The sequence below is a fragment of the uncultured Stenotrophomonas sp. genome (assembly GCF_945952405.1).
GTDB lineage: Bacteria > Pseudomonadota > Gammaproteobacteria > Xanthomonadales > Xanthomonadaceae > Stenotrophomonas.
Genome location: NZ_CAMFIA010000005.1, coordinates 125,430 through 151,877 on the forward strand (window position 1 = coordinate 125,430; position 26,448 = coordinate 151,877).

General features: G+C 67.4%; 23 protein-coding genes and 1 riboswitch. Of the genes, 15 read left to right on the forward strand and 8 right to left on the reverse strand.

Annotated elements, in window-relative coordinates; translation table 11 throughout:
* The first annotated feature begins 3 nt into the window (after positions 1 to 3).
* The 4 genes from Q0P60_RS07020 (at position 4) to Q0P60_RS07035 (ending at position 5,423) form a co-directional block, all read left to right on the forward strand.
* Positions 4 to 651, forward strand: coding sequence for a DUF1120 domain-containing protein (locus Q0P60_RS07020; RefSeq protein ID WP_294990232.1), 648 nt, complete (start codon positions 4 to 6; stop codon positions 649 to 651).
* A gap of 10 nt (positions 652 to 661) precedes the next feature.
* Positions 662 to 1,321, forward strand: coding sequence for a hypothetical protein (locus Q0P60_RS07025; protein WP_294990235.1), 660 nt, complete (start codon positions 662 to 664; stop codon positions 1,319 to 1,321).
* Between the two features lie 537 nt (positions 1,322 to 1,858).
* Complete coding sequence (locus Q0P60_RS07030) at positions 1,859 to 4,261, forward strand: ribonucleoside-diphosphate reductase subunit alpha (RefSeq protein ID WP_294990237.1); 2,403 nt, start codon at positions 1,859 to 1,861, stop codon at positions 4,259 to 4,261.
* Positions 4,262 to 4,403: 142 nt separating this feature from the next.
* Positions 4,404 to 5,423: a ribonucleotide-diphosphate reductase subunit beta gene (locus Q0P60_RS07035; RefSeq protein ID WP_008264781.1), complete on the forward strand. Its 1,020-nt coding sequence runs from the start codon at positions 4,404 to 4,406 to the stop codon at positions 5,421 to 5,423.
* A 56-nt stretch (positions 5,424 to 5,479) separates the two neighbouring features.
* Here Q0P60_RS07035 and Q0P60_RS07040 read toward each other — a convergent pair whose 3' ends face one another.
* On the reverse strand, positions 5,480 to 6,115 hold the full coding sequence (locus Q0P60_RS07040; protein ID WP_294990242.1) for a LysE family translocator: 636 nt from the start codon (positions 6,113 to 6,115) through the stop codon (positions 5,480 to 5,482).
* 90 nt (positions 6,116 to 6,205) lie between these two features.
* Between Q0P60_RS07040 and Q0P60_RS07045 the strand changes: the two genes are divergently transcribed.
* The 3 genes from Q0P60_RS07045 to Q0P60_RS07055 all read left to right on the forward strand — a co-directional run bounded on the left by Q0P60_RS07045 (position 6,206) and on the right by Q0P60_RS07055 (position 8,730).
* Entirely contained in the window at positions 6,206 to 6,607 is a 402-nt protein-coding gene (locus tag Q0P60_RS07045; protein ID WP_294990245.1) for an acyl-CoA thioesterase, read from the forward strand.
* Between the two features lie 56 nt (positions 6,608 to 6,663).
* On the forward strand, positions 6,664 to 7,470 hold the full coding sequence (locus Q0P60_RS07050) for an NAD-dependent protein deacetylase (protein WP_294990248.1): 807 nt from the start codon (positions 6,664 to 6,666) through the stop codon (positions 7,468 to 7,470).
* A 159-nt stretch (positions 7,471 to 7,629) separates the two neighbouring features.
* Positions 7,630 to 8,730, forward strand: a complete 1,101-nt coding sequence (locus Q0P60_RS07055; RefSeq protein ID WP_294990251.1) for an NADH:flavin oxidoreductase/NADH oxidase — start codon at positions 7,630 to 7,632, stop codon at positions 8,728 to 8,730.
* 1 nt (position 8,731) lies between these two features.
* Here Q0P60_RS07055 and Q0P60_RS07060 read toward each other — a convergent pair whose 3' ends face one another.
* The gene (locus Q0P60_RS07060; RefSeq protein WP_294990254.1) at positions 8,732 to 9,643 is read right to left on the reverse strand and encodes a LysR family transcriptional regulator; all 912 of its coding nucleotides are present in this window, start codon (positions 9,641 to 9,643) and stop codon (positions 8,732 to 8,734) included.
* A 114-nt stretch (positions 9,644 to 9,757) separates the two neighbouring features.
* On the opposite strand from Q0P60_RS07060, the gene purU reads away from it, so the two are divergent.
* Positions 9,758 to 10,609: a formyltetrahydrofolate deformylase gene (purU, locus tag Q0P60_RS07065; protein WP_294990257.1), complete on the forward strand. Its 852-nt coding sequence runs from the start codon at positions 9,758 to 9,760 to the stop codon at positions 10,607 to 10,609.
* Positions 10,610 to 10,652: 43 nt separating this feature from the next.
* Here the strand turns inward: purU and pncA are convergent, their stop codons facing one another.
* The 3 genes from pncA to Q0P60_RS07080 form a co-directional block, all read right to left on the reverse strand.
* Positions 10,653 to 11,279 (reverse strand): bifunctional nicotinamidase/pyrazinamidase, encoded by a 627-nt coding sequence (gene pncA / locus Q0P60_RS07070; protein WP_294990260.1) that lies wholly within the window; start codon positions 11,277 to 11,279, stop codon positions 10,653 to 10,655.
* A 71-nt stretch (positions 11,280 to 11,350) separates the two neighbouring features.
* Entirely contained in the window at positions 11,351 to 12,022 is a 672-nt protein-coding gene (locus tag Q0P60_RS07075; RefSeq protein WP_294990263.1) for an epoxyqueuosine reductase QueH, read from the reverse strand.
* Between the two features lie 174 nt (positions 12,023 to 12,196).
* Positions 12,197 to 12,426: riboswitch (cobalamin riboswitch) on the reverse strand.
* 71 nt (positions 12,427 to 12,497) lie between these two features.
* Positions 12,498 to 13,904 carry an FAD-binding oxidoreductase gene (locus tag Q0P60_RS07080; protein ID WP_294990266.1) on the reverse strand — a complete coding sequence of 469 codons (1,407 nt, stop codon included), beginning with the start codon at positions 13,902 to 13,904 and terminating at the stop codon, positions 12,498 to 12,500.
* Positions 13,905 to 14,100: 196 nt separating this feature from the next.
* Here Q0P60_RS07080 and Q0P60_RS07085 point away from each other — a divergent pair, with 196 nt between their 5' ends.
* Entirely contained in the window at positions 14,101 to 15,948 is a 1,848-nt protein-coding gene (locus Q0P60_RS07085) for a patatin-like phospholipase family protein (RefSeq protein WP_294990269.1), read from the forward strand.
* A gap of 124 nt (positions 15,949 to 16,072) precedes the next feature.
* On the opposite strand, the gene Q0P60_RS07090 is transcribed toward Q0P60_RS07085, so the two are convergent.
* The gene (locus Q0P60_RS07090; RefSeq protein ID WP_294990272.1) at positions 16,073 to 17,440 is read right to left on the reverse strand and encodes a short-chain fatty acyl-CoA regulator family protein; all 1,368 of its coding nucleotides are present in this window, start codon (positions 17,438 to 17,440) and stop codon (positions 16,073 to 16,075) included.
* A 115-nt stretch (positions 17,441 to 17,555) separates the two neighbouring features.
* Between Q0P60_RS07090 and Q0P60_RS07095 the strand changes: the two genes are divergently transcribed.
* The 5 genes from Q0P60_RS07095 to mmsB are packed head-to-tail and all read left to right on the forward strand — an operon-like array spanning position 17,556 to position 23,095.
* Positions 17,556 to 19,061 (forward strand): CoA-acylating methylmalonate-semialdehyde dehydrogenase, encoded by a 1,506-nt coding sequence (locus Q0P60_RS07095; protein ID WP_294990275.1) that lies wholly within the window; start codon positions 17,556 to 17,558, stop codon positions 19,059 to 19,061.
* A 14-nt stretch (positions 19,062 to 19,075) separates the two neighbouring features.
* A complete protein-coding gene (locus Q0P60_RS07100) occupies positions 19,076 to 20,242 on the forward strand; it encodes an acyl-CoA dehydrogenase family protein (RefSeq protein ID WP_294990277.1) in 1,167 nt (388 codons plus the stop codon).
* Positions 20,239 to 21,036, forward strand: a complete 798-nt coding sequence (locus tag Q0P60_RS07105) for an enoyl-CoA hydratase (RefSeq protein ID WP_294990280.1) — start codon at positions 20,239 to 20,241, stop codon at positions 21,034 to 21,036. The genes Q0P60_RS07100 and Q0P60_RS07105 overlap by 4 nt, the downstream gene beginning before the upstream one ends.
* Positions 21,033 to 22,208 (forward strand): enoyl-CoA hydratase/isomerase family protein, encoded by a 1,176-nt coding sequence (locus tag Q0P60_RS07110; RefSeq protein ID WP_294990283.1) that lies wholly within the window; start codon positions 21,033 to 21,035, stop codon positions 22,206 to 22,208. The genes Q0P60_RS07105 and Q0P60_RS07110 overlap by 4 nt, the downstream gene beginning before the upstream one ends.
* Positions 22,205 to 23,095: a 3-hydroxyisobutyrate dehydrogenase gene (mmsB, locus tag Q0P60_RS07115; RefSeq protein WP_294990286.1), complete on the forward strand. Its 891-nt coding sequence runs from the start codon at positions 22,205 to 22,207 to the stop codon at positions 23,093 to 23,095. Before Q0P60_RS07110 ends, mmsB begins: the two co-directional genes overlap by 4 nt.
* Before the next feature lie 147 nt (positions 23,096 to 23,242).
* Here mmsB and Q0P60_RS07120 read toward each other — a convergent pair whose 3' ends face one another.
* Entirely contained in the window at positions 23,243 to 23,668 is a 426-nt protein-coding gene (locus Q0P60_RS07120) for an organic hydroperoxide resistance protein (protein WP_005411948.1), read from the reverse strand.
* Positions 23,669 to 23,779: 111 nt separating this feature from the next.
* Positions 23,780 to 24,736 (reverse strand): cation transporter, encoded by a 957-nt coding sequence (locus Q0P60_RS07125; protein ID WP_294990290.1) that lies wholly within the window; start codon positions 24,734 to 24,736, stop codon positions 23,780 to 23,782.
* Between the two features lie 223 nt (positions 24,737 to 24,959).
* Between Q0P60_RS07125 and Q0P60_RS07130 the strand changes: the two genes are divergently transcribed.
* Complete coding sequence (locus Q0P60_RS07130; protein ID WP_294990293.1) at positions 24,960 to 26,414, forward strand: SulP family inorganic anion transporter; 1,455 nt, start codon at positions 24,960 to 24,962, stop codon at positions 26,412 to 26,414.
* Positions 26,415 to 26,448 lie beyond the last annotated feature (34 nt).

The window sequence follows — 26,448 nt, forward strand, 5'->3', positions numbered from 1 at the left end:
ACCATGAGTAAAGTCCAGCTTTCCCTTGCCGCGACCGTGCTGGCACTGCTGTCGGCCGGTGCCGTGCACGCAGAACCCATCGCGCCCTCGACCCTGAAGGTCACCGGCAGCCTGGATGTCCCGGCCTGCCTGGTCACCGCTGGCGATGACGGCGTGTACGACTACGGCAGCCTGGGCCCGGGCGATATCCGCACCGGCACCACCTACAACGTGCTTCCGGCCATCAGCAAGGCCTGGAAGATCGAGTGCGAAGGCGACACCTACCTGACCTTCAAGGTGACCGACAACGCTGCAGCTTCGGCCAGTGCGACGGACACGTCGTACTTCGGCATGGGCAACGTCAACGGCACCGGCAAGCTGGGCTACTACACGGTGACGATGCGCAACCCGAAGGTGAACGGCACCGCATCCAACGTGTTCACCACCAACACCACCGCCATTACCCGCGCGGCCACGGCGCCGTTGCGGCATAGCAGCTACACCATGGGCTGGGCGCAGACGGCGGCCAACCTGCAGCAGATCGGCCGCGTGTTCGAGACCGATCTGGATGTGGTCGCCAGCCTTGCCGGCAGCCAGACCATGGGTGGCCCGATCACCGAGGACGCGAAGCTGCAAGGCTCGCTGACCCTGAACTTCGCCTACGGCCTGTAAGGAGGCTCCCATGCGTACCCCTATGATCCGCTCCTCGCTCGCGCTGGCCCTGCTGTCGGCCTGTGGCATGGCCTCTGCTGCCATTGCACCCAAGGACCTGGAGGTGACCGGCACGGTGAAGACGCCGACCTGCGTGGTCAGCTCCGACAAGGATGGCGTCTACGACTACGGCAAGGTCAATGCCAGCCTGATCCCGACCACCGGCTATCTCACCTTGTCCACCATCGACCAGGTGTGGACGGTGGATTGCGGCAGCGGCAAGACCTTCATGTCCTTCCAGGTGGTCGACAACCGCGAGGCCTCCAGCTCCAGCGTCAGCTCGCAGAACTTCGGGCTGGGCGCGGTGGCGGGCTTCCCCACCAGCAAGCTGGGCTACTTCACGGTGACCCTGAACGGGGCCAAGGTCGACCAGGCCAACGTCAACGTGCTGCGCGGGACCAAGGGTGCGGCTTCCGGCACCGGTGCCGCCAGCACCTTCCTGGACAAGACCCTGTCGCACAGCTGGACCACCTCGGGCACCACCGGTGCCCTGCCGCTCAGCGGCAGCGTGTTCTCGATGGGGTTGCGGGTCAGCGCCTTCGTCGCCAGTGAAACGGTGCGCGGCGCGCCGATCACCGAAGGAACCCCGCTGGATGGCAACCTGACGCTGAACTACGCCTTCGGTCTTTGACCGCAATGCCCGGGGCAGGTGCAATGCCTGCCCCGGCGGCTGGCAACCGGCTGCCAGCAGCCCCTGGCAGGCCGGACGTCGCCCGTCCACCGGATTCCCACCGGCTGCCCACGACCTATCCACAGGGTTGTCCCTAGCCAGCTTCATCACTGTCATGTGAAGCTGTCATTGTTCCGTTTCCGCGCGGTGCTGTACTGCCGCAATGACGTGTTTCGGGCTTGACTGCGCAGCCCGTTCCGGCAGGTCTGAAGCGTCCGATCAGGCCGCCGATGGCACGATCCTTGCGGCGCAAGGGATTGCCGAATTTCACTACATTTGGCGTTGACGGACCCAGTTACCCCCACTATCTTGTGGCCGTCGGTCACGGCGACCCCAAATCCTGGGGCCGCAGCGGTACTCCTCCGCGATCGTCAACGGCAGTGGCAGGCGCAGGGTCTCACCCCCTGCGACGCCGTCCTGCAATCCTGGGCTGTCATGTCCCGGGCCGCGTCACCCGATGCATCCAGCACCCCCAATCACGCCAAGAGGACACACGCCGTGACCACCGAATCCAGCGCCACCATCGAGAAGGAAAGCGAATTCCTGTTGACGTCGCCGCCGACGGCCAACGCGATGAGTGTGACCAAGCGCAATGGCACGACCGAGCTGGTGGATCTGAACAAGATCGTGCGCGCGGTGCAGCGTTCCTCCGAAGGCCTGCACGCGGTCGATCCGATGCGCGTGGCCACCCGCACCATTTCCGGCCTGTACAACGGCGCCACCACCCGCGAACTGGACGAACTGTCCATCCGCACCGCCGCCCTGCTGATCGGTGAAGAGCCCGAGTACGGCCGCCTTGCGGCGCGCCTGCTGGCCAACTACATCGCCAAGGAAGTCTCCGGCCAGGAAATCTACGCCTTCTCGCAGTCGGTCAGCCGTGGCCATGAAGTCGGCCTGATCAACGACCGCCTGCTGAATTTCGTGCAGACCAATGCACGCAAGCTCAACGATGCCATCGACGGCGCGCTGGACCTGAACTTCGATTACTTCGGCCTGCGTACCCTGTACGACCGTTACCTGCTGCGCCACCCGCACACCCGCAAGGTGATCGAGACCCCGCAGCAGTTCTTCCTGCGTATCGCCAGCGCGCTGAGCGAGGACGTGGCCGAGACCCTGGCGCTGTACAAGCGCATGGGCAACCTCGACTACCTGCCGTCCAGCCCGACCCTGTTCAACTCCGGCACCACCCACGAGCAGCTGTCCTCGTGCTTCCTGCTGGACTCGCCGCAGGACTCGCTGGAGTCGATCTATTCCAAGTACGGCGACATCGCCCAGCTGTCGAAGTTCTCCGGCGGCATCGGCGTCAGCTACACCCGCGTGCGTTCGCGTGGTTCGCTCATCAAGTCGACCAATGGCCACTCCAACGGCATCGTGCCGTGGCTGAAGACCATGGATTCGTCGGTGGCCGCGGTCAACCAGGGTGGCAAGCGCAAGGGCGCGGCCTGCGTGTACCTGGAAACCTGGCACGCCGACATCGAGGACTTCCTCGAGCTGCGTGACAACACCGGTGACGAAGCCCGTCGTGCGCACAACCTGAACCTGGCCAACTGGGTGCCGGACCTGTTCATGAAGCGCGTCGAGGCCGACCAGGAATGGTCGCTGTTCGATCCGCGCGTCGTGCCCGAGTTCACCGACCTGTTCGGCGAAGCCTTCGAGCAGGCCTACCTGCAGGCCGAGGCCCAGGGCAAGGCCAACCGCACCATCTCCGCGCGCAAGCTGTATGCCCGCATGATGCGTACGCTGGCCGAGACCGGCAACGGCTGGATGACCTTCAAGGACAAGTGCAACCGCGCCAGCAACCAGACCCTGCGTGCCGGCAACGTGATCCACCTGTCGAACCTGTGCACCGAGATCCTGGAAGTCACGTCCAACGATGAAACCGCGGTGTGCAACCTGGGTTCGATCAACCTGGGCAACCACTTCGACGAGCACAACGAGTTCGATTTCGAGAAGCTGGCCGAGACCGTGCGCCTGGCCGTGCGCCAGCTCGACCGCGTCATCGACCTGAACTTCTACCCGATCGAAACCGCCCGCCGCGCCAACCTGCGCTGGCGTCCGGTCGGCCTGGGCTGCATGGGCCTGCAGGACGTGTTCTTCCGCAAGCGCCTGCCGTTCGACAGTGCCGAAGCCCGCGCCCTGTCGAAGAAGATCGCCGAAGCGATCTACTTCCACGCACTGGAAACCTCCTGCGAGCTGGCCCAGGAACGCGGCAAGCACCCGTCGTTCAACGACACCCGCGCCGCCGGTGGCGAACTGCAGTTCGATGCCTGGAACGTGGTGCCGGAAGACAACGAGCGCTGGGATGCCCTGCGTGCCCGCATCAAGGAACACGGCCTGCGCAACTCGCTGATGATCGCGATCGCGCCGACCGCGACCATCGCCTCGATCGCCGGTTGCTACGAGTGCGTCGAGCCGCAGGTGTCCAACCTGTTCAAGCGCGAGACCCTGTCCGGTGACTTCCTGCAGGTCAACCGCTACCTGGTCAACGAGCTGAAGAAGCTGGGCCTGTGGACCGCGGAGATGCGCGACGCCATCAAGCTGGCCGAAGGCTCCATCGCCGGCGTGGCGCAGATTCCGGAAACGCTGCGCGAGGTCTACCGCACCGCGTGGGAACTGCCGATGCGTTCGCTGATCGACATGGCCGCCGAGCGCGGCGCCTTCATCGACCAGTCGGCCTCGCTCAACCTGTTCATGGAAAGCCCGAACATCGGCGCGATGTCCTCCATGTACATGTACGCCTGGAAGCAGGGCATCAAGACCACCTACTACCTGCGTTCGCGCCCGGCCACCAAGATCGCCAAGACCACGGTGAGCAGCGCGGCCCCGGCCAAGGTGTTCAGCCCGGACGAAGCCATCGCCTGCTCGCTGGAAAACCCGGAAGCCTGCGAGGCCTGCCAGTAACACCGCGCGGTGGGTGCCGACCGTTGGTCGGCACTCGAGCCCCCCGCACCTGTAGAGCCGAGCCATGCCCGGCTACGGAAAAACACCCACGGTAGCGCCGGGCCATGCCCGGCGGCTCACCCAGGAATTCAAGGAAACACCCATGGCCGACAAGCCCAAGCAGATGCTGCTCGATCCCGGTTTTGAACTGACCCTGCGCCCGATGCGCTACCCGCAGTTCTATGACATGTACCGGAACGCGATCAAGAACACCTGGACGGTGGAAGAGATCAACTTCCAGATCGACATCACCGACCTGCACAGCAAGATGTCGCCGGGTGAGCGCCACCTGATCCACCGCCTGGTCGCATTCTTTGCTACCGGCGACTCGATCGTGTCCAACAACCTGGTGCTGAACCTGTACCAGCACCTGAATGCGCCGGAAGCGCGCATGTACCTGTCGCGCCAGCTGTACGAAGAAGCGCTGCACGTGCAGTTCTACCTGACCCTGCTCGACAACTACCTGCCGGATCCGGAAGAGCGCGTCAAAGCCTTCGCCGCGGTGGAGAACATCGACTCGATCAAGAAGAAGGCCGATTTCTGCTTCAAGTGGATCGACTCGATCCAGGACCTGAAGCGCATCGAGACCCGTGCCGAGCGCCGTCAGTTCCTGCTCAACCAGATCTGCTTCGCCGCCTGCATCGAAGGCCTGTTCTTCTTCGCTGCGTTCGCCTACGTGTATTACTTCCGTTCGCGCGGCCTGCTGCCGGGCCTGGCCTCGGGCACCAACTGGGTGTTCCGCGACGAGAGCGCGCACATGGAATTCGCGTTCGAGTCGGTGCGCGTGGTGCGTGAGGAAGAGCCGGACCTGTTCGACGATGAAATGAAGCAGCAGGTCTACGACATGCTGGCCGAAGCCATCGAATGCGAAGTGCAGTTCGCCGAGGACGTGCTGTCCGGTGGCGTGGCCGGCATCTCGACCCGCGACATGCGCCAGTACCTGCAGCACTGCGCCGACCAGCACTTCGCCAAGCTGGGCATGGAAAAGAAGTACAACGTGCGCAACCCGCTGCCGTTCATGGAACTGCAGGACGTGCAGGAACTGACCAACTTCTTCGAACGCCGCGTTTCGGCCTACCAGGTCGGCGTGCAGGGCGAAGTCGCCTTCGACATGAACTTCTGATCGAACCGGTCAGGCCTGTCGCAACGAAGAACCCCGGCCAACGCCGGGGTTTTTTGTCAGCGCCGTCCTTCCACCGCCATCCGCACCGCCAGGCCGGCCAGCACCGTGCCCATCAGCCAGCGCTGCAGCGCCTGCCAGGTCGGGCGTGCGGCCAGGAAGCCGGCGATGCTGCCGGCCATCACCGCGATCACCGCATTGACGCTCACGCTGACCGCGATCTGGGTGAAGCCCAGCACCAGCGACTGCATCAGCACACTGCCATGGCCTTCCGGGTGCAGGAACTGCGGCAGCAGCGACAGGTACATCACCGCAATCTTCGGATTCAGCAGGTTGGTCAGGAAGCCCATCGCCAGCAGCCGGCCTGGACCGTCCGGCGGCAGCTCGCGCACCGCGAAGGGCGAGCGGCCGCCCGGCTTGAGCGCCTGCCAGGCCAGGTACAGCAGGTACAGCGCACCGCCGATGCGCAGCGCGTCATAGGCGAGCGGTACGGTCATCAGCAGGGCCGTGATGCCCAGCGCCGCGCACAGCATGTAGAACACGAAGCCCAGGGCTACCCCGCCCAGTGAGATCAGGCCGGCGCGGCGGCCCTGGCAGATCGAGCGTGACACCAGGTAGATCATGTTCGGCCCGGGCGTGAGCACCATGCCCAGCGAGATCAGGGCGAAGGCCAACAGGTCGGAAGTCGCGGGCATGGGCGGTCCTGGCAGGGGGCGTGGCGCAGTGTAGCGCCGCCTGCACGGGGCCTGGCTTAAAATCGCGGCACCCCACACCGAAGCCCCACCATGACCCCGATCCCCGAGACCGTGCCGCCCACTGAAGTGCGCATGGCCGAAATCGTCTTCCCCAACCACACCAACCATCTCGGCACCCTGTTCGGCGGCCAGGCACTGGCGTGGATGGACAAGGCCGCCTTCCTGGCGGCCGCCCGTTACTCGCGCCGCACCGTGGTGACCGCGCGCAGCGACCAGGTCGACTTCAAGCTGCCGATCCGCATCGGCCAGATGGTGGAAACCATTGGCCGCATCGTCGAAGTCGGCCGCAGTTCGATGAAGGTCGAGGTGGAACTGGTTGCCGAGGACCTGCACAGCGGCGAGCGTAAGCTGTGCACCCGCGGCCACTTCGTGATGATCGCGCTGGACGAAGAAGGCCACCCGATCGCCGTGCCGGCGCTGCCGGCAGCCTGACCACGCCGCCCCGGGCGGCGCTTGCGGGGGCGCCCACGCGCCCCCATCTGGCAGCCATGACCCCGCCGCTGACCGACTTCATCGACCGCGCCCAGCGCCTGTTCGTGCTGACCGGCGCCGGTTGCAGCACCGCCTCGGGCATTCCCGATTACCGCGATGCCGACGGCCAGTGGAAACGCACGCCACCGGTGACCTACCAGGCATTCATGGGCGAGGCGGCCACCCGCCAGCGCTACTGGGCCCGCAGCCTGCTGGGCTGGCCGCGTTTCGGCCTGGCCCGGCCCAACGGTACCCACCAGGCGCTGGCCGCGCTGGAAAGCCGCGGCAAGCTGCAGCTGCTGCTGACCCAGAACGTGGATGGCCTGCACCAGCGCGCCGGCAGCCACAACGTGATCGATCTGCATGGCCGCCTGGACCTGGTGCGTTGCATGGGCTGCGAGCGCCGCAGCGGCCGCGAGGACCTGCAGCTGCGCCTGCGCGACGCCAATCCGGGCTGGGACGCGCTGGAAGCCGGCATCGCCCCGGATGGCGACGCCGACCTGGAGACCGACTTCTCCCGCTTCGTGGTGCCCGATTGCCCCTACTGCGGCGGCGTGCTGAAGCCGGATGTGGTGTTCTTCGGCGAGAACGTGCCGCGTGAACGGGTGGCGGCGGTGCACGACCATCTGCAGCAGGCCGACGCTGTACTGGTGGTCGGATCGTCGCTGATGGTCTATTCCGGCTTCCGTTTCGTGCAGGCCGCGGCCAGGGCCGGGTTGCCGGTGGCGGCGTTGAACCGGGGCCGCACCCGCGCCGACGACCTGCTGCAGTTCAAGGACCAGCGCGACTGCGCCGAAGCGCTGTCCACGTGGGCTTCGCCCTGAGCCGAGCATAGGCGCGGCTCTACAAGGGTCGAGGGCTTCCGTAGAGCCGAGCCTACGCTCGGCTGCAGCGGGCCGCGCGAAACAGCGATCCATCCAGACGGTTGATTCGCGCGCCGCGCAGCGGTGCAATACGCACCCCCTACGTCGTTCATCACCGTCTTGAGCCAGCTGTTTTCGCCGATCTCGTTCGGCCCCCTGACCTTGTCCAACCGCATCGTGATCGCACCGATGTGCCAGTACTCCGCCGAAGATGGCCGCGCCAGCGACTGGCATGCCATGCACCTGGGCAACCTGGCGCAGTCCGGTGCCGGCCTGCTGATCCTGGAAGCGACCGCCGTCGAGCCGCGAGGACGCATCAGCTGGGCCGACCTGGGCCTGTGGGATGACGGCACCGAGGCGGCGCTGGCGCAGGTGCTGGCCAGCGTCCGCCGCTGGTCGCCGATGCCGCTGGGCATCCAGCTGGGCCATGCCGGGCGCAAGGCCTCGGTGAAGCGGCCGTGGGACGGTGGTGGCCAGCTGCCGGCCGACGACGCGCGTGGCTGGACCACGCTGGCGCCGTCACCGCTACCGTTCCATGCCGCCGATCCCGCTCCGCAGGAACTGGACGAGGCCGGCATCGCCGAGGTCATCGCCGCGTTCGCTGCCAGCGCGGTGCGCGCCGAGCGCCTGGGCTTCGAACTGATCGAGCTGCATGCCGCGCACGGCTACCTGCTGCACCAGTTCCTGTCGCCGTTGAGCAATCGCCGCACCGATGGCTACGGGGGTTCGCTGCCCAATCGCCTGCGCCTGCTGGTGGAAGTATTCGACGCTGTGCGCGCGGCGGTGTCGGACAAGGTCGCCGTGGGCGTGCGCATTTCCGCCAGCGACTGGGTCGAGGGTGGCTGGGACCTGGTGCAGAGCGAGGCACTGGCACAGGTGCTGGACGCGCGTGGCTGCAATTTCCTGCATGTTTCCAGTGGTGGCCTCGACGAGCGCCAGAAGATCACCGTCGGCCCGGGCTACCAGGTGCCGTTCGCGGCGGCGATCAAGGCCAAGGTGCGCATGCCGGTCATCGCGGTGGGCATGATCACCGAGCCGGAGCAGGCCGAATCGATCCTGCGCCATCTCCATGCCGATGCGGTGGCACTGGCACGCGGCATCCTCTACGACCCGCGCTGGCCCTGGCACGCCGCCGCCGCACTGCGCGACAGCGTGGAGCCGGCACCGCAGTACCTGCGCTGCGAGCCGCGCGATGCGCGCGGCGTGTTCAAGGCGCGCTGAGCTACACCCGCCAGGCCGGCGCCATGCCGGCCTGCAGGTGTTCGAACAGCGCGCGGATCTTGGCGGTGAAGTCGCGGCGGTCGCTGACGCAGAAGTAGACCTCCATCGGCTCCGGCCGCCACGCCGTGTGCGCATCGAACACCGCCTGCAGGCGACCCTCGCGCAGGTACGGCGCAGCCACGAACGCGGCCAGCCGGGTGATGCCGGCACCGGCCGCCGCCAGTGTCGCCAGCGCGTCGATGTCATCGCAGACCATGCTCGGCGGCAGCGCGGCGTCCACGCGCTGGCCGTCCTTCAGCAGGCCCCAGCGCAGCGGCCGGCCGTCGGTGGGGAAACGGTGCAGCAGGCCGCGATGGCCGCCCAGGTCGGACGGCTGCTGCGGCGTGCCGTGCGCCTCCAGGTATGCCGGCGAGGCGCAGAATACGAACGGAACGCGCGCCAGCTGCCGTGCGACCACCCCATCTTCCAGCTGCGCACCGATGCGGATGCTGGCATCCACCGCTTCCGGGCCATGCTGCACGGCGCGGTCGGTCAGGCGCAGCTCCAGCTGCAGCTGCGGGTAGCGCTGCTGCAGCGAGGGCAACAGTGGCGCCAGCACATGGCGGCCGAAGGCGCTGCTGCTGGCGATGCGCAGTGGCCCGGCCGGCTCGATGTCACCGGAGGTGACCATCGCCTGCGCGCGCGCGAGGTCGGCCTCGATGTGGCGCACCTGTGCCAGGTACAGCGCACCGGCCTCGCTGAGCGCCAGCTGGCGCGTGCTGCGGTTCAGCAAGCGTACGCCCAGATGGGCCTCCAGCCGGTTGATGTTCTGGCCGACTGCGGTGGCGCTGATGCCAAGGATGCGGGCCGCGGCGGCAATGCTGCCGGTCTCTGCGGTGCGGGTGAAGCTGCGGATCAGTTGCAACAGGTTCATGACCGACCAGCTTGCCATGGGGACAGCCAAGTATCGCTTGGGACTGAACCAAGCGTTTCGGTTGCATCGGTGACCATCGATCCGGTCGGCCGGGCGCTGCCCTACACTCGGGCGATGCGCCCCGATTCCATCCTCACCCTGTCCTGTCCCGATCGTACCGGCATCGTCTATCGCGTGTCCGGCCTGCTGTTCGACCATGGCTGCAACATCCTCGACGCCCAGCAGTTCGGCGATGAGGAGAGCGGTCGGTTCTTCCTGCGCGTGCACTTCGACCGCGACGCCAGCCTGCCGCTGGCGACGGTGCACGAGGCGATGGCCGCGCTTGCGGCCGGCTTCGGCATGGACTGGCAGCTGCATGATGGCCGCCGTCGTGCACGCCTGCTGGTGCTGGTCAGCAAGCAGGGTCACTGCCTCAATGACCTGCTGTTCCGCGCCCACAGCGGACAGCTGAAGGTCGACATCGCCGCGGTGGCCTCCAACCACGCGGATTTCGCGGCGCTGGCCGCGTCCTACCAGGTACCGTTCCACCACCTGCCGGTCAACGCCGCGACGCGCGCGGTGCAGGAGCAGCAGATCATCGACCTGGTTGAACGCGAGCGCATCGACCTGGTGGTGCTGGCGCGCTACATGCAGATCCTGTCACCCACCCTGTGCCGTGCGCTGGCTGGCCGTGCGATCAACATCCACCACAGTTTCCTGCCCAGCTTCAAGGGCGCGCAGCCGTACCACCAGGCGCACGCGCGCGGGGTCAAGATCATCGGCGCCACCGCGCACTACGTCACCGAAGACCTGGACGAAGGCCCGATCATCGAACAGGACGTGGCCCGCGTGGACCACGCGATGGCGCCGCGCGAGCTGGTGCGGCTGGGCAGCGATACCGAATCGCTGGTGTTGGCACGCGCGGTGCGCCGCCATGTGGAGCACCGCATCCTGCTCAATGGGCACCGCACGGTGGTGTTCCGGTAGTGCCGGCCGCTGGCCGGCAATCCCGTCATCCCCGCAGGGCGGTTCAGATGACTGCGATGCCCGCCTTGCCCAGTGCCTCGCGCACCATCGCATCGTTGGCCGCGGTCACCGGCCGGGTCAACTCCCACAGGAACTTCACCCGGAACCCGGACTTCACCGCATCCTGCGCGCTCCACAGCACGCAGTAGTCGCGGGCCAGTCCGCACACGTGCACTTCGCGGATGCGGCGTTCGTGCAGCCAGCCGGCCAGGCCGGTAGCCGGGCGTTCGCCGTCCGGGCCGTGGTTTTCGCGGAAGGCGCTGTACGAGTCCACCTGCGGGCGGGTGCCCTTGCGCAGGATCAGGTCGGCGACGGTCCAGTCCACGCCCGGATGCAGGGCGGCGCCGGTGCTGCCCTGCACGCAGTGGTCGGGCCACAGGGTCTGCGGCTGCGCGTGCAGCAGGATGGTCTCGAACGGACGCCGGCCGGGATGCTGGCTGGCGAACGAGGCGTGATCGGCCGGATGCCAGTCCTGGGTGGCCACCACCGTGCGGTACTGGCGCTGCGCCAGCAGCGCGGCAACCGGTGCCACCAGCGCGTCACCGTGGTCGCAGGCCAGTGCGCCACCGGGCATGAAGTCCGGCTGCAGATCGATCACCAGCAGGGCGACATCGGCGGGCAGGGCGGTCATGGCAGGTCCGGTACAACCAAAGGGGCGACCAGCGTGGCCGCCCCATGGCCACACGTCAACATGGCCACACGTCAATCGGCCTGCGGCGCCTCGGTGTCCTGCCCGTAGTACAGCAGGCCGATCCTGATGCGCTCGCGGCCGTTCTCGCGGCGGTGGCGGTTGGCGTCGCGCAGCGAGTACACGCAGCCGCAGTACTCCTGCTGGTAGAACTGTTCGCGCTTGCTGATCTCGATCATGCGGCTGGCACCACCGCCCTTGCGCCAGTTGTAGTCCCAGTACTGCAGGCCTTCATAGCGCGAGGCGGCGCGGATGCCGCAGTCGTTGATCTGCGCCATGTTCTTCCAGCGCGAGATGCCCAGTGACGAGCTGATGGTGTCGTAGCCATGCTCATGGGCATACAGTGCGGTGCGCTCGAATCGCATGTCGAAGCACATCGTGCAGCGGATGCCGCGCTCGGGCTCGTTCTCCATGCCGCGTGCACGGCTGAACCAGTTGTCGGTGTCGTAGTCGCAATCGATGAACGGGATGCCGTGCTGTTCGGCGAAGCGGATGTTCTCCTGCTTGCGCAGCTCGTATTCCTTCACCGGGTGGATGTTGGGGTTGTAGAAGAAGATCGCGTAGTCGATCCCGGAGGCGGTGATCGCCTCCATCACTTCGCCGGAGCAGGGCGCGCAGCACGAATGCAGCAGCAGGCGCTTGCCATCGGCAGGCAGGGTCAGGGTGGGGCGTTGGAGCTCGGTCATGGTCGGGTACCGCATGGACCGCCGGCAACGGCGGTGGCCCATGCATCAGCGCGTGGGGATCGGGTCTGGCCGGATTCCGTGAACAGGACGCGCGCGACCGCGCCGCCTGCATGCGCAGGACAGCGACAGCCCCGGCAACCTCCCCGCGGAGATTCCAGGTCGAGTCAGGGGACGGTCGTGTCCCCCGGCCGGGGCCGGTATTCGGGCTGATGGACACGGGCCGCGGCCCACCTACTACCTGCCGCTTCCCAGGCGCGAGCCCAGTGCTGTTGGCAGGATTCGTTTCCATTCACCGCTGCGGGGCAGCTCCGGAATGGGCGCGCGAGGCGCCGTCACCGGATTCCCATTCAAATCCCTGCCTTTGCAGCAGCGAGGGCAGGGATACCTTCGGCGTGTGCAAAGTGGACCTGTTGGCGGCAATGGTCAAGGGCCGCGACCGCGGCGGCCGTTGAGCCGCACGCCGGCCGTGCCCGCGCTAGGGCGCGGTCATGTACCGCTGCCAGAGGTGGTTCACCAGCTGCAGCTGCGGGTCGTAGCGGCGCTTGCGTTCGAGGAAGGTCTGCCACTGCGGGTAGGCACGCTGGAACTGCTCGCGGGTGGCGTGTGGCCGGTAGGGCAGGTAGTAGCGGCCACCGCAGGCCAGTGCGGCGTCGATCAGGGCGCGGGTCCAGCGTGTGGCCATCGTGTCTCCCCAGGGATGCCGGCGCTGCTTGTGGTACAGCACGAAACAGAACACCTCCTGGTCCGCCCAGGCCATCAACGCGGTGGGATCGGCCGGCGCATGGCGGATCGATACATTCAACGCCTCCACCCGATGATGCTGCAGGATGGCGGCCATGCGGCTGGCGAACGCCTGGAAACGCTCGACCGGGATGAAGTATTCCTGCAGCAGGTAGGTGGACATCGCGCGCGTGCGCGGTTCCAGCGCGGCCACGTCCAGGCTGGCTTCAAGGTTGCGGCGGATCACCCGTGCTTGGCTGAGCTGCGGCGCCACCACCTTGCTCGCACGCAGCTGCGGGCCGCCCGGCAGCTCCGACACCGCCCAGATCATGTTCTGCTCATGGGCGTAGCTGGCGCCCACCGGGATCAAGCGCCTCGGGTCGGTCAGCGCGGCGCTGCTGCGCCGCCACGTCACCGTCAGCGGCGCATCGAAACGGGGCGGCATCAGGTCGGCGTTGTGCATCAGCGCGTCGTCGCGCGACTGCACGTTGTCGCGGAACCAGCGCGGATAGTCGGCCAGCGCCACCGGTTCCATGTGCCGCGCCATATGATCGTTGCCGGCCAGGTCCAGTTCGACCTCGCTGACCACCGCGATCAGGCCATAGCCGCCGATCACGGCGGCGAACAGTTCCGGGTGCAGCTCGGGCGAGGTCTCCACCACTTCGCCTGAGCGCAGCACCACCTGCAGCGCACGGATCGTCGCGGCCAGGCTGCCATTGCCGACATAACGGCCGTGGCAGTTGACCGATACCGAGCCACCAACGGTGAAGTTGCTGAAACTCTGCATCACCTTCACCGACAGCTCGTGCGGGTCCAGCAGTTCCTGCAGCGCGCGCCAGCGCATGCCGGCCTGCACGCGCACCGCGCGCCGCGCGACATCCAGCCAGACCAGGCCGTTGTAGCCGGTCAGGTCCAGTTGCAATGCTCCGCTGGCGTTGGTCTGGCCGCCCATGCTGTAGCGCGCCCCGGCCAGGCAGACCTCGCCGTCGTGGCCACGCAGGGCGGCCAGCAGCTCCGATTGCTGGTGGATGGCCTGCACGCGGGCAATCCCGGTCGGCTCCAGCTGGCTGATGTCATTGGCCAGCGGTGTCTCGCGTCGCCCGCATGCGCTGGCGGCAACGGCGGTTCCACAGCCCGCGATGAACGCGCGTCGGGTGGTCATGGCAATCCCTGCATGAAGATCCTGTGCGGAGTGTGCCCGGGCCTCTGCGACGCCGCCAGCGGCAGCGTGCGTGGCCGGGTTCTCAGGCTGTGAGAAGGCTTCAGGTCATACTGGGTCAGCAACGTCAGATGACGTCGTCTCAGGCACAGTCGGCAGCGGGGGCAGGACAGTGGCAGACAAGTATTGCGATCTGGTCATGAAGGGCGGTATCACCAGCGGCATCGTGTACCCCAACGCGGTACTGGCGCTGGCCCGCGAGTATCGGTTCAAGAGCATCGGCGGCACCTCGGCCGGCGCCATCGCCGCGGCGGTGGCGGCCGCGGCGGCGTGCGGTGATCGTCGCCAGCAGGCCGGCGAGCACCTGCCTGGCGATGCCGGCTATGGCGGACTGTCGGCGGTGTCGGCACAGTTGTCGCGGCGCGGTTTCATCTACAGCCTGTTCCAGCCGGCACGGGGCGCACGCGCCGCCTACCGGTTGCTGGTGGTGTTGACCGGCAATGCGCGCCTGCCGCACAAGCTGACGTGCCTGGCCGTCGCCGTATTCGAGATCGCGCCGCTGGAGGTGCTGGTATCGCTGGCACTGCTGCTCGGCCTGGGCTGGTGGGGCGGCGGCTGGAGTGGCGTGGCGGCCACGTTGCTGCCATCGCTGCTGTGTGCCTACGGCGCGGGCGTTGCCGGTGCCGCGCTGCGCGTTGCGCGGGTGGCGCGGCGCAACCTGCTGGGCCTGTGCAGCGGCCTTGGCGGTGATGCGCGCCGACCGGCATTGACCGAGTGGCTGCATGCCTGCCTGCAGCAGCTGTCCGGCAAGCCGCTGGATGCGCCGCTGACCTTCGCCGACCTGCACGACGCGCCGCGCTATGCCGGCGAGCCGGACAGCCCGCACGCGATCAGCCTGCAGATGATCACCACCTGCGTATCGCACAACGAACCGCGCACCTTGCCCCTCGGTGGCGCGCAGTTCTGGTTCCTGCGCGAGGAGTTCGAGCAGCTGTTCCCGGCCAGCGTGGTGCAGTGGCTGGTGCAGCGGGCCGGCCCGCCGCTGGAGGTGGAGGGGCGCCAGTACTACCACCTGCCGCAGGGCCCGCAGCTGCCGGTGCTGGTCGCCACGCGCATGAGCCTGAGCTTCCCGCTGCTGATCAGCGCGGTGCCGCTGCACGAGCCCTCGCGCCGTGAGCGTCGCTGCGAACCGACCGCGCCGGCGGCCGATCCGGAACACAACGTTGCCGACAGCATGGAAGGACTGACCAGCGCCGGCCAGGCCTGTGGCCCGGTGATCACGGCCTTCCGCATCTGCTGGTTCTCCGATGGCGGCATCAGCAGCAACTTCCCGATCCACCTGTTCGATGCCGCGTTGCCGCGCTGGCCGACCTTCGCCATCAACCTGGTCTACCCGCAGCATGCCGAAGACGTGAGCCACGGCAGCAGCGGCCGCCAGGCGCTGGAGCATGCGGTGTTCCTGCCCACCGAGAACCGCCACGGCTGGCAGCGCACCTACCAGTCGATCGCCACGCCGCTGGCGGCCGCGGAACTGGGGCGCTTCCTGTTCGCGGTGGTGGCGACCATGCAGAACTGGCGCGACCTGCTGCAGGCACGCGCGCCGGGCTATCGCGACCGCATCGTGCATGTGAGCCTGCAGGGTGACGAGGGCGGCATGAACCTGGACATGCCGCAGGAGGTCCTGACCCGCATCGCCGACAAGGGCAGCCTGGCCGGTGCACGCTTCTGTGCGTTCTCGTTCGAGAACCACTACTGGATCCGCTGGCGCAACCTGGCCTCGGCCTACCAGCGCTACACGCTGGAAGTGGCGCGGACCGATGACCCGGCGCAGCAGGTGCTGGCCTATCGCGCGGCGTATGCGATGGTTGCCAGCGGCCAGCCGGCGCCGCCTTCGTACAAGCTGGGCTCGGAAGACAAGCGGTTGGCCTCGCAGCAACTATGGGGCCTGATGGTCGAACAGGGGCGCAGCTGGGATGACCTCGGCCCCGACCTCACCGACGGCGCACCACGCCCGTTGCCGCAGATGAAGGTGACACCGATCTACTGACGGGGCCAGCGGCCCTTTCGACGGCAAAGGCCGCTGGCCCCAGGCCATTGCACTGGGGCCAGCGGATGCACGAAAGGTCTAGTAGATCCACGCCATGCGTGGATGAATCCCACCGGAGCCGAGCCTAGCGCCCGGGCAGCTGCGCGAACGCGCGCTGCATGCAGTCCTCGCGTGGGCATACCCGGCAGCCGGGCCCGATCGACACCGAATTGCCCGGGCTCTGCACATCCAGCCCCAGTGAATACACCAGCCGCTCGGCATGCTGCAGATCGCAGCCCAGCGCCACCGCGAAGGTCTTGCGCGGTTGGCCGTGGCCGACCGGACCGCTGCTGACCTGCCGCGCCAGCCAGAAATGGCGCCGCCCGTCGGGCATGCGCGCGGTCTGGGTGAGGATGCGGCCGGGCTGGTTGAACGCCTCGTAGACGATCCACAACGGGCATGAGCCGCCCACCTGCGAGAAGTGGAAATCGGTGGCCGAGTGGCGCTTGGACACGTTGCCGGCGCGGTCCACGCGGATGAAGAAGAACGGCAGGCCGGGGGCGCTGCGCCGTGCCAGTGTGCTCAGCCGGTGGCAGACCGCTTCGAAGCCGACGCCGAACTGGTGCGCGAGCAGCTCGATGTCGTAACTGCTGGCCTCGGCCGCACGCAGGAAGCGCATGTACGGCATCACCAGCGCGCCGGCGAAGTAATTGGACAGGCCGATGCGGGCCTGGGCGATGCGCGCGTCGTCACTGAAGCCGGCGCGTGCCACCACCGCATCGATCTGCGGCAGGTAGCCGTGCAGGGCCAGCTCCGCGGCCATCTGGAAGGCCTGCTGGCCCGGTTCAAGATAGTCCGGCAGCCACAGCCGGCGCGTGCTGGCATCGTACTGGCGCTTCTCGCGCCCGGCCTGCAGCGCGGCCACTTCCACCAGCACGCCGTGGCGGTCGGCCAGCAGCTGGCGCAGGCGGGGCGCCACGTGGCCCGGCGACAGGCCCCATTCGGCGAACAGGTGCTCGGCCAGCTCGTCCAGTTCGGGAATGTGGTTGTGCATGCGGTTGAAGAATTCCCGCACCTGGTCACCAGCGGGCAGGGTGCTGCCGGCGCCCGGTTCGCCCAGCTGGAACTCCAGCGCCGCGGCATGTTCGCGCAGTGCCAGGTGGCGGCGATGCAGGTCCAGCAGCGCGCGGCTGACCTGCGGCAGGTTGCCGGCCAGGGCACGCAGCTCGACCGCGCTGACCTCGGCCAGGCCCAGGTCGCGCAGCGTCTCGCCCAGCGCTTCCTGCAGCGCCGCCGGCTCATCTTCGTCGAACAGCGGCGAAACATCGCCCAGCACCTGGCCCAGCTTCTTCTGCACGGCCGGGGTCAGCGGGCGCTTGTTGCGCTCGATCTGGTTCAGGTAGCTGGCCGACAACCCCAGCGCCCGTGCCAGGTCGGCCTGGCTGTAGCCGCGCTGTTCGCGCAGGCGCAGCAGGCGCAGGCCAAGTTGTCGCTGAGGCGCTGAATGATTCACAGGATTAACAGGAATCGTGGGGTGTGTTGGCCAGATTAAGCGGATTCAGCCCGGAAATCGAGGCGGGTGCTGTGAATAATGCCAAGCATCTTTCGCACCCAGTGGGATTGTCGTCATGACTGTTGCAGCGCCCCGTATCCGCATGCTGATCGATGGCCAGTTCGTTGAATCGGCTACCTCCCACTGGCAGGACGTGATCAATCCGGCCACCCAGGACGTGCTGGCCAAGGTGCCGTTCGCCACCGCCAGCGAAGTGGATGCCGCCGTCGCCGCCGCCAAGGAAGCCTTCAAGACCTGGCGCAAGACCCCGATCGGCACCCGCGCGCGCATCTTCCTGAAGTACCAGCAGCTGATCCGCGAGAACATGAGCGAGCTGGCCCACATCCTCACCGCCGAACAGGGCAAGACCCTGCCGGATGCTGAAGGCGATGTGTTCCGTGGCCTGGAAGTGGTCGAGCACGCTGCGGCCATCGGCAACCTGCAGCTGGGCGAGCTGGCCAACAACGTGGCCAATGGCGTGGATACCTACACGATCATGCAGCCGCTGGGCGTGTGCGCCGGCATCACCCCGTTCAACTTCCCGGCGATGATCCCGCTGTGGATGTTCCCGATGGCCATCGCTACCGGCAACACCTTCATCCTCAAGCCGTCCGAGCAGGACCCGATGGTCACCATGCGCCTGGTCGAGCTTGCGCTGGAGGCCGGCATTCCGAAGGGCGTGCTGAACGTCGTCCACGGTGGCGAGGAAGTGGTCAACGCGATCTGCGACCACCCGGACATCAAGGCTGTTTCGTTCGTCGGTTCCACCCGCGTCGGCACCCACGTCTACAACCGCGCCTCGCTGGCCGGCAAGCGCGTGCAGTGCATGATGGGCGCCAAGAACCACGCCGTGGTGCTGCCGGACGCCAACAAGGAGCAGACCCTCAACGCGATGGTCGGCGCCGCCTTCGGTGCCGCGGGCCAGCGCTGCATGGCCGCCTCCACCCTGGTGCTGGTCGGCGAAGCGCGCAACTGGGTGCAGGACCTGGTGAGCAAGGCGCAGACCCTGAAGGTCAGCGGTGGCACCGTGGCCGGTACCGACGTCGGCCCGGTCATTTCCTGCAGCGCCCGCGAGCGCGTGGAAGGCCTGATCGCCTCGGGCGTGGAGCAGGGCGCCAAGCTGGTGCTGGATGGCCGCAAGCCGCAGGTCGATGGCTTCGAGAAGGGCAACTTCGTCGGCCCGACCATCTTTGCCGGTGTCACCACCGACATGCGCATCTACCAGGAAGAAATCTTCGGGCCGGTGCTGGTCATCCTCGAAGCGGAAACGCTGGAAGAGGCCATCGCGATGGTCAACAGCAACCCGAACGGCAACGGCACCGCACTGTTCACCCAGTCCGGCGCGGCCGCACGCAAGTTCCAGGAAGACATCGATGTCGGCCAGGTTGGCATCAACGTGCCGATCCCGGTGCCGGTGCCGCTGTTCTCCTTCACCGGTTCGCGCGCCTCCAAGCTGGGCGACCTGGGCCCGTACGGCAAGCAGGTAGTGCTGTTCTACACCCAGACCAAGACGGTCACCGCGCGCTGGTTCGATGACGAGACGCTGAGCCATGGCGTCAACACCACGATCAGCCTGAAGTAAGGCCAGGAGCAGCCATGAGCCACTCGATGACGACGGAACTGGAAGAAGCGCAGCAGGCGTACCGCGAGGCGGCACGCGACTTCGCACAGGCCGAACTGGCGCCGCACGCCGCGCGATGGGATGCGGAGGGCATCTTCCCGCGCGAAGCGATCGCCAAGGCCGGTGAACTGGGCTTCTGCGGTCTGTACATGGACCCGGAAGTGGGCGGCAGCGGCCTGAGCCGGCTGGACGCCGCCGTCGTCATCGAGGAACTCGCCAACGTCGACCCGTCGACCGCGGCCTACATCAGCATCCACAACATGGCTTCGTGGATGGTGTCGAAGTGGGGCCAGCCGGCACTGCGCGAAGCGTGGGGCAATGACCTGGCTGCAGGCCTCAAGCTGGCCTCGTACTGCCTGACCGAGCCGGGCGCCGGCTCCGATGCGGCCTCGCTGAAGACCACCGCGGTGCGCGATGGCGACCACTTCGTGCTGAACGGCGCCAAGGCCTTCATCTCCGGCGCCGGTGCCACCGAGCTGCTGGTGGTGATGGCGCGTACCGGCGGTGCCGGTGCCGGTGGGGTCAGCGCGATCGCGGTGCCGTCGGACCTGCCGGGCATCAGCTTCGGCCGCAAGGAAGAGAAGATGGGCTGGAACAGCCAGCCCACCCGTGGCATCACCTTCGAGAACGTCCGCGTGCCGGTCAGCCACCTTCTGGGAGAGGAAGGCGGCGGCTTCAAGCTGGCGATGAAGGGGCTCGACGGTGGCCGCATCAATATTGCCGCCTGTTCGCTGGGCGCCGCGCAGGGTGCACTGGATGCCGCGCGCCGCTACATGGGCGAGCGCCGCCAGTTCGGCAAGGCACTGGCCGAGTTCCAGGCGCTGCAGTTCAAGCTGGCCGACATGGTCACCCAGCTGGTAGCCGCACGACAGATGGTGCATACCGCTGCGCGCAAGCTCGACGCCGGTGCCAGCGATGCCAATGTGTGGTGCGCGATGGCCAAGCGCTTCGCCACCGATGCCGGTTTCAACGTCTGCAATGAAGCGCTGCAGATCCACGGTGGCTACGGTTACATCCGCGAATATCCGATCGAGCGCCTGTTGCGCGACTGCCGCGTGCACCAGATCCTGGAAGGCACCAACGAGATCATGCGGGTGATCGTTGCCCGTCACCTGCTCAACACCGAAGAGGAACTGCGATGAAGGATTGGCGTACCCAGGAGCATGTGGGCCTGAAGGTGGAGGTGGATGGCCACACCGCCGTGGTCACCCTGAACAACCCACCGGCGCACACCTGGACCGTGCACAGCCTGTCGGCGCTGCGCGACCTGGTCGGCGCGCTCAACGCGGATCGTGACGTCTATGCGCTGGTGATCACCGGCGAAGGCGAGAAGTTCTTCTCCGCCGGTGCCGACCTCAACCAGTTCGCCTCCGGTGACAAGGCCGCTGCACGCGAAGCGGCACGCCGTTTCGGTGAGGCCTTCGAGGCGCTGTCCGGTTTCCGTGGGGTGTCGATTGCCGCGATCAACGGCTACGCCATGGGCGGGGGCCTGGAATGCGCGCTGGCCTGCGACCTGCGCATCATTGAAGAGCATGCCCAGGTCGCACTGCCGGAGGCCACCGTCGGCCTGCTGCCGTGCGCCGGTGGTACCCAGAACCTGCCTCGCCTGGTTGGCGAAGGCTGGGCCAAGCGCATGATCCTGCTGGGCGAGCGCATCAACGCCGAAACCGCGCTGCGCATCGGCCTGGCCGAAGAGAAGGTCGGCAAGGGCGAAGCCAAGGCGCTGGCACTGGAATGGGCGAAGAAGGCCGGCAAGCAGAGCCCGACCAGCATCGCGGCCTGCAAGACCCTGGTGCAGTCGACCCGTACCGGCACCCACGCCTCGGCGCTGGTGGCCGAACGCGAAGCCTTCGTCGACCTGTTCGACACTGCCGACCAGGTCGAGGGCGTGACCGCCTTCCTGGAAAAGCGCGCCGCGCAGTGGAAGAACGCATGAGCACCGACACCGTTGCCGTTGAAGCACCGGTGTTGTTCGAAGAGCGCGTAGCCGGCAACGGCACGCGCATCGGCATCGCCACGCTCAATGCGCCGCGCACGCTCAACGGCTTCTCGCTGCCGATGGCCCACCTGCTGCTGCAGCAGCTGAACGCCTGGGCCGACGACGACGGCATCGCCATGGTGGTGCTGCAGGGCGCGGGCGAGAAGGCGTTCTGCGCCGGCGGCGACCTGCACAGCCTGTACCAGAGCATGCGCGCGTTCCGCGACGCCGGTCGCAGCGACATCCGCGAGAACGACTACGCCGCCGAATTCTTCGACGTCGAATACCGCGTCGACTACCTGATCCACACCTACGCCAAGCCGATCCTGTGCTGGGGCCATGGCATCGTGATGGGCGGCGGCATCGGCCTGATGTCCGGTGCCAGCCACCGCGTGGTCAGCGAGCGTTCCAAGCTGGCTTTCCCGGAAATCACGGTGGGCCTGTTCCCCGATGTCGGCGGCAGCTGGCTGCTGCCGCGCGTACCGGGCAAGGGCGGCCTGTTCCTGGCCCTGACCGGCGCGCTGCTCAACCCGGGTGATGCCATCTACGCCGGCCTGGCCGACCTGCACGTGGCCGAAGAGCGCCGCAATGCGGTATTCGAGGCGTTGCTGCAGGTGGCCTGGTCCAGCGACGCCGCGCACAACCACGAACGCCTCAGCCATCTGCTGCAGTCGCATGCCAGCGATGCCGCCACCGGCCCGCTGCTGGCCCATGCCGCGCAGCTCGATGCGCTGTGCGAGGGCGATGACCTTGAGGCCATCGTCGCGCGCATTGCCGGGCTGCAGACCGATGATGCCTGGCTGCAGGCCGCGCAGAAGACCCTCGCTGCCGGTGCACCCGGTTCGGCACGGTTGTCGTACGAACTGCAGCGTCGCAGCGCCGGCCAGGACCTGGCCGCGATCTACCGCCTGGAGTACATCGTCGCCCTGCATTGCGCCGCCCACGGTGATTTCGCCGAAGGCATCCGCGCGCTGCTGATCGACAAGGACCGCACTCCGCAGTGGAACCCGGCCGCCCTGGCCGATGCCACCACCGCGTGGTCCGACACGTTCTTTGCTTCGCCCTGGGCCGATGCCGCGCATCCGCTGGCCGACCTGGGTACTTCCCTTGCTGAAAGGAGCCTTGCATGAGCCGCATTGCATTCATCGGGTTGGGCAACATGGGTGGCCCGATGGCCGCCAACCTGGTCAAGAACGGTCACAGCGTTCGCGTGTTCGATCTGGTTCCGGCGGCGGTGCAGGCCGCCGTCGATGCCGGTGCCAGCGCGGCGTCGTCCGCACGCGACACCCTTGCTGATGCCGACGTGGTGATCTCGATGCTGCCGGCCAGCCGCCACGTCGAAGGCGTGTACCTGGGTGACGAGGGCATCCTCGCCGCGATCCCGGCCGGCGCGCTGGTCATCGACTGCAGCACGATCGCCCCGGCCAGTGCCCGCAAGGTCTCTGAAGCCGCCGCCGCGCGTGGCCTGCAGATGATCGATGCGCCGGTGTCCGGCGGTACCGCTGGTGCCCAGGCTGGTACCCTGACCTTCATCGTTGGTGGCGAAGAGGACGCGCTTGAGCGCGCCCGCCCGGTGCTGCAGGCGATGGGCAAGAACATCTTCCACGTGGGCGCCAGTGGTGCCGGCCAGGTCGCCAAGCTGTGCAACAACATGGCGCTGGGCGTGATCATGGCGGTGACCGGCGAAGCCATCGCGCTGGGCGTGGCCCACGGGCTGGACCCGAAGGTGCTGTCGCAGATGATGGCCGTCAGCACCGGCCGCAGCTGGGCCACCGAAGTGTGCAACCCGTGGCCGGGCGTGCTGGAAAACGCGCCGGCCTCGCGTGGCTACAGCGGCGGCTTCGGCAGCGACCTGATGCTGAAGGACATGGGCCTGGCGGTGGAAGCGGCGATGAGTGTCGGCGCCTCGATCCCGCTGGGCGAAGTGGCCCGCAACCTGTACTCGATGAACCACCAGGCCGGCCGCGGCAAGCTGGATTTCTCCAGCGTCGTGCAGCTCATTACCAGCGAGAAGTAGTGCCGGCCGCTGGCCGGCAACCTCATGCCCCCATGCGGGACAACGAAGGTGGGATGGGCGGATGCCCGGTTTCGACCGGCATCCGCCCATTTTTTTGCCCGGGGTCGGATCCCTCCCGCAGCGCGGAAGGGCTCTGACCCGGACGCATCAGGCAACGACCAGGGTCACGTCGATGTTGCCGCGGGTCGCGTTGGAGTACGGGCAGACGATGTGCGCCTTCTGCACCAGTTCCTCCACCTGCTCGCGCGGCACGCCCGGCACGTTGATGGTCAGCTCGGCCTCGATGCCGAAGCCGGTCGGGATCTGGCCGATGCCGACCTTGCCGGTCACCGTGGTGTCGGCCGGCAGCGCGACCTTGGCCTGGCCGGCCACGAACTTCAGCGCGCCGAGGAAGCAGGCCGAGTAGCCCGCTGCAAACAGCTGCTCCGGGTTGGTGCCCGGGCCGCCGGCGCCGCCCAGTTCGCGCGGGGTCGACAGCTGGATGTCCAGCACGTTGTCGGACGAGACGGAACGGCCTTCACGGCCGCCGGTGGAGGTGGCCTGGGCGGTGTACAGAACCTTTTCGATGGACATCGGGATGCTCCTGGTCGGTGGGTGGGTGTTGCGTTGGAGCCTACTTTGCCCGGTTTCCGCGTACGTTGGGTTGCAATTCGTACGAAAAACTTGATCGAACGTCCTGTCGGCCTAGATCGTCCACTCGCGGTCGGTGGTGAACATGATGGTCAGCCAGCGGTCCGGCGAGGCTTCACCCAGCGCATCGCCGATCTCGTCGCGCAGCTGGTCCCATTCCACCAGTGGCCGTGGCGGGTCGTTTTCCGGCACCACGAAGAACAGCTCGATCTGCTCGCCACGGCCCACCTGGGCCACGTAGCTGCGGTGCTCGACAAAGCCGTGCCTGGCCACGATCGCACGTGCGACTGCGTCCACATGGGCCTGCAGTTCCGGCGGCGTGACCAGCAGGATGCCGGCCAACGCCCGGCGCACGGTACCGAGCGGGGCGATCATCACCAGCACGCAGACGAAGGCGAGGATGGCCGGGTCGATGTACGGCCCGACCCACGCCCATGAGGTGCCCTGCACCAGCACGCCGCCGAGGAAAGCGACCATGTAGCAGGCGGACATGCTGGCGGCGACCACCCAGTTCTTCGCATCCAGCGCGATGAATTCCGAACCGATGCGGCGGTTGGCGCGCAGCACGAACCAGCCCAGTGCACTCTCGGCCACCAGCGACAGGCCGGCGAAGATGATGGCCGGCCCCAGTGCGATATGACGGCCGCCGGACATCAGCGCGTCCACGGCATTGACCAGCGCATACAGGGCCGCGCCGATCATCAGCGTGCCACTGACGCCCAGCACGATGGGTTCCAGGTGCCAGAAGCCCATGGTGAAGCGCTGGTTGAGTCGCGACTGCAGCGCATCGGTCTGCGTGGACAGCGCGATCAGCCGCGCGACCAGCAGCGACAGCCAGGTCATCACCACGTCGATCAGGCCATAGATGCCGTCGAAGATGATCAGCGAGGAATTGGCCAGCAGGCCGAATACCACGGCCGCCAGTGCCAGCAGCAGGGCGCCGGCGATCGACAGGCGCAGCACGCCCTGTTCGGTGGCGGGGTCGAAGAACTGCGCGCGGTCGGTGGCCATGCCCGGATTGTAGAGCGGAGCCGTGTTCCGCGGCCGCCGCGCTACCGTTGTCGGGGCTCTTCCCGTAGACTGCGCCCCTCCCACGAACCCCGCTTTCGCCCTGCAGTGATCACGCCACCCTGACCCTTGCCGCACATCGGCGGCCGGCCTGACCGGCTCAGGAACCCGTGTCTTTCCACTGCAGCGCCACGTGGCCATGACCGCGTGCGCGCGGAGTTCTCCCATGCAAACGTCCTACCCCCTGCGCCAGCAATGGCTCGGCAACCTCCGTGGCGACCTGCTGTCCGGCACCGTCGTCGCCCTGGCCCTGATTCCCGAGGCCATCGCCTTCTCGCTGATTGCCGGCGTCGATCCCAGGGTCGGCCTGTACGCGGCCTTTTCCATCGCCGTCGTCACCGCGATCGCCGGGGGCCGCCCCGGCATGATTTCCGCTGCCACCGGCGCGATGGCGCTGGTGATGGTCGATCTGGTGAAGGATCATGGCCTGCAGTACCTGTTCGCTGCCAGCATCCTGGCCGGGCTGCTGCAGGTGCTGGCCGGCGCGTTCAAGCTCGGCGCGCTGATGCGTTTCGTTTCGCGCTCGGTCATCACCGGCTTCGTCAATGCGCTGGCGATCCTGATATTCCTGGCCCAGATGCCGGAACTGATCGGCCGCGGCCCGGCCGTCTACATGCTGTGTGCGGCTGCGCTGGCCATCATCTACCTGCTGCCGCGGATCACCCGCGCGGTGCCTTCGCCGCTGGTGGCCATCGTCGTGCTCAGCGCGGTCGTGATCGGCTTCGGCATCGATGTGCGCAGCGTGGGTGACATGGGCCAGTTGCCGGACAGCCTGCCGCATTTCCTGCTGCCCGATGTGCCGCTCAGCTGGGGCACGCTGCGCATCCTGTTGCCGGTGTCGGTCACGCTGGCGGTGGTCGGCCTGCTCGAATCGATGATGACCCTGCAGATCGTCGAGGACATCACTGAAACCCCCAGTGAGCGCAACCGCGAATGCGTCGGCCAGGGCCTGGCCAATACGCTCACCGGGTTGCTCGGTGGCATGGCCGGTTGCGCGATGATCGGCCAGTCGGTGATCAACGTCACCTCTGGCGGCCGCGGCCGCCTGTCCTGCCTGGTGGCCGGCGTACTGCTGCTGGTGCTGGTGGTGTATGGCAGCGATTGGGTGCGCCAGATTCCGATGGCAGCGCTGGTGGCGGTGATGATCATGGTCAGCATCGGTACGTTCAGCTGGCGCTCGCTGCGCGACCTGCGTACGCAGCCACGCAGCTCGTCGGCGGTGATGCTGCTGACCGTCGTGGTCACCGTGGCCACCCACGACCTGGCCAAGGGCGTGTTGAGTGGCGTGCTGCTGTCGGCGTTGTTCTTCGCGCGCAAGGTTGGGCGCATGCTGGAGGTGCAGCGCGAGGAGGCCGGCGACATGCAGGTCTATCGCGTGCGCGGCCAGGTGTTCTTCGCCTCGGCCGGCCAGCTTGGCGCGGCCTTTGACTATCAGCACGTGGCGGCAAAGGTGAGGATCGACCTGAGCGATGCCCACCTGTGGGACCTGACTGCAGTGGCGGCACTGGAGCGTGCACGGGAAAAGCTGGTCGCGCAGGGTGCCGAGGTGACGGTAGTGGGCCTCAATGCGGCCAGCCAGACCCTGATCGAACAGGTGGGCGGGCGCGGCGGCGCCCATTGATCCGGCGCGCGCCCGGGGCGACGCCGGTACCGGC

Excerpts from the sequence above, each read along its gene's own strand:
- purU (WP_294990257.1), top strand. The coding sequence starts at position 9,758 with ATGCGCCCCGATTCCATCCTCACCCTGTCCTGTCCCGATCGTACCGGC.
- Q0P60_RS07025 (WP_294990235.1), top strand. The coding sequence starts at position 662 with ATGCGTACCCCTATGATCCGCTCCTCGCTCGCGCTGGCCCTGCTGTCG.
- Q0P60_RS07050 (WP_294990248.1), top strand. The coding sequence starts at position 6,664 with ATGACCCCGCCGCTGACCGACTTCATCGACCGCGCCCAGCGCCTGTTC.
- Q0P60_RS07060 (WP_294990254.1), bottom strand. The coding sequence starts at position 9,643 with ATGAACCTGTTGCAACTGATCCGCAGCTTCACCCGCACCGCAGAGACC.
- Q0P60_RS07075 (WP_294990263.1), bottom strand. The coding sequence starts at position 12,022 with ATGACCGAGCTCCAACGCCCCACCCTGACCCTGCCTGCCGATGGCAAG.
- Q0P60_RS07080 (WP_294990266.1), bottom strand. The coding sequence starts at position 13,904 with ATGACCACCCGACGCGCGTTCATCGCGGGCTGTGGAACCGCCGTTGCC.
- pncA (WP_294990260.1), bottom strand. The coding sequence starts at position 11,279 with ATGACCGCCCTGCCCGCCGATGTCGCCCTGCTGGTGATCGATCTGCAG.
- Q0P60_RS07130 (WP_294990293.1), top strand. The coding sequence starts at position 24,960 with ATGCAAACGTCCTACCCCCTGCGCCAGCAATGGCTCGGCAACCTCCGT.
- Q0P60_RS07100 (WP_294990277.1), top strand. The coding sequence starts at position 19,076 with ATGAGCCACTCGATGACGACGGAACTGGAAGAAGCGCAGCAGGCGTAC.
- Q0P60_RS07095 (WP_294990275.1), top strand. The coding sequence starts at position 17,556 with ATGACTGTTGCAGCGCCCCGTATCCGCATGCTGATCGATGGCCAGTTC.
- Q0P60_RS07040 (WP_294990242.1), bottom strand. The coding sequence starts at position 6,115 with ATGCCCGCGACTTCCGACCTGTTGGCCTTCGCCCTGATCTCGCTGGGC.
- Q0P60_RS07120 (WP_005411948.1), bottom strand. The coding sequence starts at position 23,668 with ATGTCCATCGAAAAGGTTCTGTACACCGCCCAGGCCACCTCCACCGGC.
- Q0P60_RS07035 (WP_008264781.1), top strand. The coding sequence starts at position 4,404 with ATGGCCGACAAGCCCAAGCAGATGCTGCTCGATCCCGGTTTTGAACTG.
- Q0P60_RS07125 (WP_294990290.1), bottom strand. The coding sequence starts at position 24,736 with ATGGCCACCGACCGCGCGCAGTTCTTCGACCCCGCCACCGAACAGGGC.
- Q0P60_RS07020 (WP_294990232.1), top strand. The coding sequence starts at position 4 with ATGAGTAAAGTCCAGCTTTCCCTTGCCGCGACCGTGCTGGCACTGCTG.
- Q0P60_RS07045 (WP_294990245.1), top strand. The coding sequence starts at position 6,206 with ATGACCCCGATCCCCGAGACCGTGCCGCCCACTGAAGTGCGCATGGCC.
- Q0P60_RS07105 (WP_294990280.1), top strand. The coding sequence starts at position 20,239 with ATGAAGGATTGGCGTACCCAGGAGCATGTGGGCCTGAAGGTGGAGGTG.
- mmsB (WP_294990286.1), top strand. The coding sequence starts at position 22,205 with ATGAGCCGCATTGCATTCATCGGGTTGGGCAACATGGGTGGCCCGATG.
- Q0P60_RS07110 (WP_294990283.1), top strand. The coding sequence starts at position 21,033 with ATGAGCACCGACACCGTTGCCGTTGAAGCACCGGTGTTGTTCGAAGAG.
- Q0P60_RS07085 (WP_294990269.1), top strand. The coding sequence starts at position 14,101 with ATGAAGGGCGGTATCACCAGCGGCATCGTGTACCCCAACGCGGTACTG.